4 protein-coding genes and 1 pseudogene are annotated in these 4,989 nt (G+C 70.7%); 3 read left to right on the top strand and 2 right to left on the bottom strand.

Annotation, left to right across the window (positions count from 1 at the left end):
- The first annotated feature begins 57 nt into the window (after nt 1–57).
- Entirely contained in the window at nt 58–1,272 is a 1,215-nt protein-coding gene (hutI, locus tag EAO75_RS38205; protein ID WP_261989664.1) for an imidazolonepropionase, read from the top strand.
- Here the strand turns inward: hutI and EAO75_RS38200 are convergent, their stop codons facing one another.
- Nucleotides 1,273–2,859: an RICIN domain-containing protein gene (locus tag EAO75_RS38200; RefSeq protein WP_147999676.1), complete on the bottom strand. Its 1,587-nt coding sequence runs from the start codon at nt 2,857–2,859 to the stop codon at nt 1,273–1,275. It lies immediately after the preceding gene.
- A gap of 228 nt (nt 2,860–3,087) precedes the next feature.
- Nucleotides 3,088–4,041 carry an RNA polymerase sigma factor SigF gene (locus EAO75_RS38195; RefSeq protein ID WP_187284753.1) on the bottom strand — a complete coding sequence of 318 codons (954 nt, stop codon included), beginning with the start codon at nt 4,039–4,041 and terminating at the stop codon, nt 3,088–3,090.
- Between the two features lie 238 nt (nt 4,042–4,279).
- On the opposite strand from EAO75_RS38195, the gene EAO75_RS38190 reads away from it, so the two are divergent.
- Together EAO75_RS38190 and EAO75_RS47815 are read left to right on the top strand one after the other, a co-directional pair.
- Nucleotides 4,280–4,666, top strand: a complete 387-nt coding sequence (locus tag EAO75_RS38190; RefSeq protein ID WP_147999674.1) for an STAS domain-containing protein — start codon at nt 4,280–4,282, stop codon at nt 4,664–4,666.
- A 235-nt stretch (nt 4,667–4,901) separates the two neighbouring features.
- Nucleotides 4,902–4,989: pseudogene (locus tag EAO75_RS47815) on the top strand (ATP-binding protein); the annotation flags it as partial.

Below are 4,989 nucleotides of genomic sequence, written 5' to 3'. Positions count from 1 at the left end.
CGGCCCGCCTCCGCCCCCGAACCCGACCCCACCGCCGACCAGGCAACCAAGGACGCCATGAGCAACGCGACGACCGTCAGCCCCGCCCACTCCGCGAGCACCGCCAGCACGCTCATCACCAACATCGCCGCCCTGGTCACCAACGACCCCTCCCTCGGTGACAATTCCCCCCTCGGACTGGTCCAGGACGCGGCCGTCGTCATCGAGGGCGACCGCATCGCGTGGACCGGTGATCAAAGCAAAGCACCCGCCACTGACAATCGGGTCGACGCCGGTGGCAGGGCCGTGATCCCGGGCTTCGTGGACTCCCACTCGCACCTCGTCTTCGCGGGCGACCGGACGCAGGAGTTCAATGCCCGGATGTCGGGGCGGGCGTACAGCGCGGGCGGCATCCGTACGACGGTCGCGGCCACCCGGGCGGCGAGCGACGAGGAACTCGAAGCCAACCTCACCCGTTACCTCCGCGAGGCCCTGCGCCAGGGCACCACCACCTTCGAGACCAAGTCCGGCTACGGCCTGACGGTCGAGGACGAGGCCCGCGCCCTGCGCATCGCCGCCGCCCACACCGACGAGGTCACCTACCTCGGCGCCCACATCGTGTCCCCCGACCACGCCGAGGACCCGGCGGCCTACGTCGCCCTCGTCACCGGCGAGATGCTCGACGCCTGTGCCCCGTACGCCCGTTGGATCGACGTCTTCTGCGAGAAGGGCGCCTTCGACGGCGACCAGGCCCGCGCGATCCTCACGGCGGGCAAGGCGAAGGGGCTGCACCCGCGCATCCACGCCAACCAGCTCTCCTACGGCCCCGGCGTCCAGCTCGCGGTCGAACTCGACGCCGCCAGCGCCGACCACTGCACCCACCTCACGGACGCGGACGTCGACGCCCTGGCCAACGGCAACACGGTCGCCACCCTGCTCCCCGGCGCCGAGTTCTCCACCCGCGCCGAGTGGCCGAACGCCCGCCGCCTGCTGGACGCGGGCGTCACCGTCGCCCTGTCCACCGACTGCAACCCGGGTTCGTCGTTCACCTCCTCCGTCCCGTTCTGCGTCGCGCTCGCGGTACGGGACATGGGGATGACACCGGACGAGGCGGTCTGGTCCGCCACGGCGGGCGGCGCGGCGGCCCTGCGCCGCGACGACATCGGCCGCCTCACCCCGGGCGCCCGCGCGGACCTGCTCCTGCTCGACGCACCCAGCCATGTCCACCTGGCCTACCGGCCGGGCGTGCCGCTGGTCAGCGAGGTGTGGCGGAGCGGCGTGCGCGAGGTCTGATCAGGCGGCCCCGGCCCGCCAGCGCTGCCCCGCACTCCCGCTCACCGACTCCAGCGACAGCCCGTCCCCGGCGCCGCCGGCCGGTGTCACGACCGTGTCGATGGCGATGGCGGGTCGGATCATCCCGTCGTCGTCCACCAGGAACATCAGGTTCTGCCCGTTGGACCCATGGACGGAGTCGCACGTCCAGATGCCGACGCCGCGGTCCGTCGAACCCCGGCTGTCCAGGCAGAAGTCGGGATCGGCGGCCGACTGGAGGACGTCGCGGGACGTGTCGACCCGCCAGCGTTGCGTCTCGGACGAACCGCAGGGAGCCGTGATCACATCGGACCCGTTGAAGAAGGCGCCGCCCACATCCAGGCAGAGCCCCGAGCCGACGTTCACCACCTGGGCGAACGTGCCGCCCGGCGGCCGCGTGGGGGAGGACGTCGGCTTCGGACGTGCCGTCTTCGTCGGCGTCGGACTCTTCGTGGGGGACGGGGACTTGGAGCTGCGTGACGGCGACGGCGACGGTGAGGGCGAGGGGGAGGCCGACGGCGTCGCCGACTCGGTGGCCGTCACGGTCACCGCCACCGGTGGCACGCTCGCCGGCGAGCTCGCCGCTCCCACCGGATCCTGCGAAGGCGATCCGCCCTGCGCCACCAGGAACGCCACCAGCGGCAGCAGCGCCACCCCGAGCGCCGCCGACACCAGCACGACCCGGCGGCGATCCGTCGGCCGACGCCGCTGCGGCCAACGCCCTTGCGGCGTACGGCCCGTGGCCTCCCGCTCCGCCGCGCCCTGCGCCACATACCCCGTGCCGCCCCACGGCAGCAGCCCCTCCGCCAGCGCCGTGCGCGGTGTGTCCCGCAGCGCCGACAGCTCCTCGTACGCCGTCGTGCAGTGCGCGCAACGCGCCATGTGGGCGTGCAGGTCGGCGCTGCCGCGCGGGCTGTCCGGCCGTACGGACTCCTCGATGAGGCGGCCGAAGTCGGGGCAGTCGGGGTCGTCGGAGGCGGCGAGGCGGGCACGCAGGCAGGACCGGGACAGCTGCTGGAGCGCCGGGTCCGTGCCGTAGGTGACGTCCTCGCGGGTGAGGCCGAGCAGGGACGCGGTCCGCTCCACCGGCTCCCGCTCCACGATGCCGTACCAGATCAGGCCCTGGGTGCGCGGCGGCAGGGACTGGAACGCCGTGAGCATGGGCGGCACCGGGCCCGTGGGGCCGGCCGTGTTCAGCACGAGCAGCAGTCCCGGGTCCAGGCCCGCCGAGCGCTCGTCCGTCGCCCAGGTTCCGGCCAGCCGGGCGGTCAGCAGCAGGAGTTGGTGCCGCCAGGGCACGCCGGGGTCGATGCCGCGCGCCGTCTGACGGGCCGCCAGGGCGAACGCCTGGGCCGCCAACTGCCGTGCCGTGGAGTCGTTCGGGGTGCACAGCCGGGCGTAGGCGAGGACGTGCGCGTGATGGCGGGCGCGCAGCTCCTGGAGCGCCGGATACGCGGTGGCCGTGTCGGCGCGCAGCAGTTCGGTGAGCCGTGCGTCGGACGCGCCCGCGTGGACCCCGTGACCACCCTCCTCACGGCCACGATCCCTGTCGTCGTCGGCCCGAGCCATTGCGCCGCCTCCTCGCAGCCTTGCGACCCGCTCGGAGTCCTGACCTACCGGCGGGTATGACGGCTCATAGTGGAGGAAGGGAGGCCGTGGGGAAAGGGTTTCTGTGGGTAACCCGTGAGCTGTCGGTGAAAGGTCCGTACGCACTGTGCCCGGTGCCCCGCCGACGAATTCGGCAGGGCACCGGGCACAGTGCACGTCAGCACGGAGGAAGCGGGGCTCCCCGGCCGGTCATTCCTCGACTGTCAGGCCCTTTCTGAGCCGGATCAGCGTTCGCGACAACAGGCGCGACACATGCATCTGGGAGATGCCGAGTTCCTCGCCGATCTCCGACTGCGTCAGGCCCGCGACGAACCTCAGGGAGAGGATCTTCCGGTCCCGGGGCGGGAGTTCGGCGATGAGCGGCTTCAGGGACTCGACGTACTCGATGCCCTCGATGCCGTGGTCCTCGTAGCCGATCCGGTCGGCCAGCGCGCCCTCGGCGTCGTCCTCCTCCGGCTGGGCGTCCAGCGAGGAGGCGGTGTAGGCGTTCGACGCCGCCATGCCCTCGACGACCTCGTCGTTGGTCAGACCGAGGCGCTCGGCCAGTTCGGCCACCGTCGGGGCGCGGTCCAGCTTCTGGGCCAGCTCGTCACCGGCCTTGGCCAGGTCGAGCCGGAGCTCCTGAAGCCGGCGCGGCACCCGCACCGACCACGACGTGTCGCGGAAGAAGCGCTTGATCTCGCCGATGATGGTGGGCATCGCGAAGGTGGGGAACTCCACGCCGCGGCTGAGCTCGAAGCGGTCGATCGCCTTGATCAGGCCGATGGTGCCGACCTGGATGATGTCCTCCATCGGCTCGCTGCGCGAGCGGAAGCGGGAGGCGGCGAACTTGACCAGCGCGAGGTTGAGTTCGACGAGCGTGTTGCGGACGTACGAGTACTCGTGGGTCCCTTCCTCCAGCGACTCCAGCCGCTCGAAGAGGGTCTTGGACAGGGCCCGCGCGTCCACCGGCCCCACCTCGTCGTACGGCGGGATGTCCGGAAGCCCGGCGAGTGCGTCGTCCTGATCGAGGCCCTGTTCGAAGCCTTGTTCGGGAATCAAGTCGCTGCTGCGCTCGATGGGATCCAGATGTTCCGGAAGGGATGCCGACGTCGCCTTCTGGGTATGCGATGCGTCGAGCCGGGGTGACATGATGTCCTCCATCGTTCTCGGCATATGGCTGCCGAAGCCTGTCGTTGCACTGCGGTGTGCGGCGCCTCCAAGCCGGCCGAGTCGGTTACGTGTCTCTACTAGCCCTACCCGCTTTCCGGAGCCCACCGCAAGTGCGCTCTGGTCCGAAATGTCCGATTCTGTGTGGATGTTCGGGTGTTGGGGGGCGTAGGGAAGGCGTAGTGTTCGAGAGCGTCAGTCAGCAGCCACGACGTCGGGAGTGAGAGACGGCATGGACCGCGGGACCGTCGGCAGCGCACAGTCTGGCCGACTTCTGGTCGAGGTGCGGGAAGAGGGCTCCAGTGCCGTCGTGACTCCGGCGGGTGAGTTGGATCACCACACCGCCGATTTGTTGCGTGAGCCACTGGAGGACTGCCTCGACAAAGGCTTCAGCCGACTCGTCGTCGACTGCTCGCGGCTCGAGTTCTGTGACTCCACAGGGCTGAACGTGCTGCTCGGGGCGCGACTCAAGGCGGAAGCCGCCGGTGGCGGGGTGCATCTCGCGGGCATGCTGCCCGTAGTCGCCCGCGTGTTCGAGATCACGGGGGCCGAGGCGGTCTTCACGGTCCACGACTCGCTGGCAGACGCCCTGGCGGACGGGTCCGACGGCTCGGGCTGACCCCTGGCGTCCGGCGCTGCATCAGACGTCACATCATTCGGCCCGAATACAGGGGTGTTCCCTCGGCAGGCTCGGGCAGGAGACACCCTGAACCTGTCGGCTGTGATGTCGGCCACCGGGGGTGGGGATTGTGACCGACGTATCAGGCAAGGGCATGTACTGACGTACTGACTCTGCGTACTGATTTGTGAATCGTGTGAATGTTGAACTGGTGAATCGGTGAGGTGAAGCGCTGATGAGCACCACCCGGCCTTTCTCGCCGGGCGACCGCGGCCGTGAGCCCAGCGGCGCTTCCGGGGCGTCCGAGGGGGGCGTGCCGGGGA

This window comes from Streptomyces sp. UW30 (assembly GCF_008042075.1).
In the GTDB taxonomy this organism is placed as follows: domain Bacteria; phylum Actinomycetota; class Actinomycetes; order Streptomycetales; family Streptomycetaceae; genus Streptomyces.
The sequence above is the reverse complement of the archived record's forward strand: the minus strand, read 5'-3'. Positions and strand labels throughout refer to the sequence as shown.

Bases quoted from the DNA above. Each gene is read 5' to 3' on its own strand.
- hutI (WP_261989664.1), top strand. From the start codon at position 58: ATGAGCAACGCGACGACCGTCAGCCCCGCCCACTCCGCGAGCACCGCC.
- EAO75_RS38200 (WP_147999676.1), bottom strand. From the start codon at position 2,859: ATGGCTCGGGCCGACGACGACAGGGATCGTGGCCGTGAGGAGGGTGGT.
- EAO75_RS38195 (WP_187284753.1), bottom strand. From the start codon at position 4,041: ATGGAGGACATCATGTCACCCCGGCTCGACGCATCGCATACCCAGAAG.
- EAO75_RS38190 (WP_147999674.1), top strand. From the start codon at position 4,280: ATGGACCGCGGGACCGTCGGCAGCGCACAGTCTGGCCGACTTCTGGTC.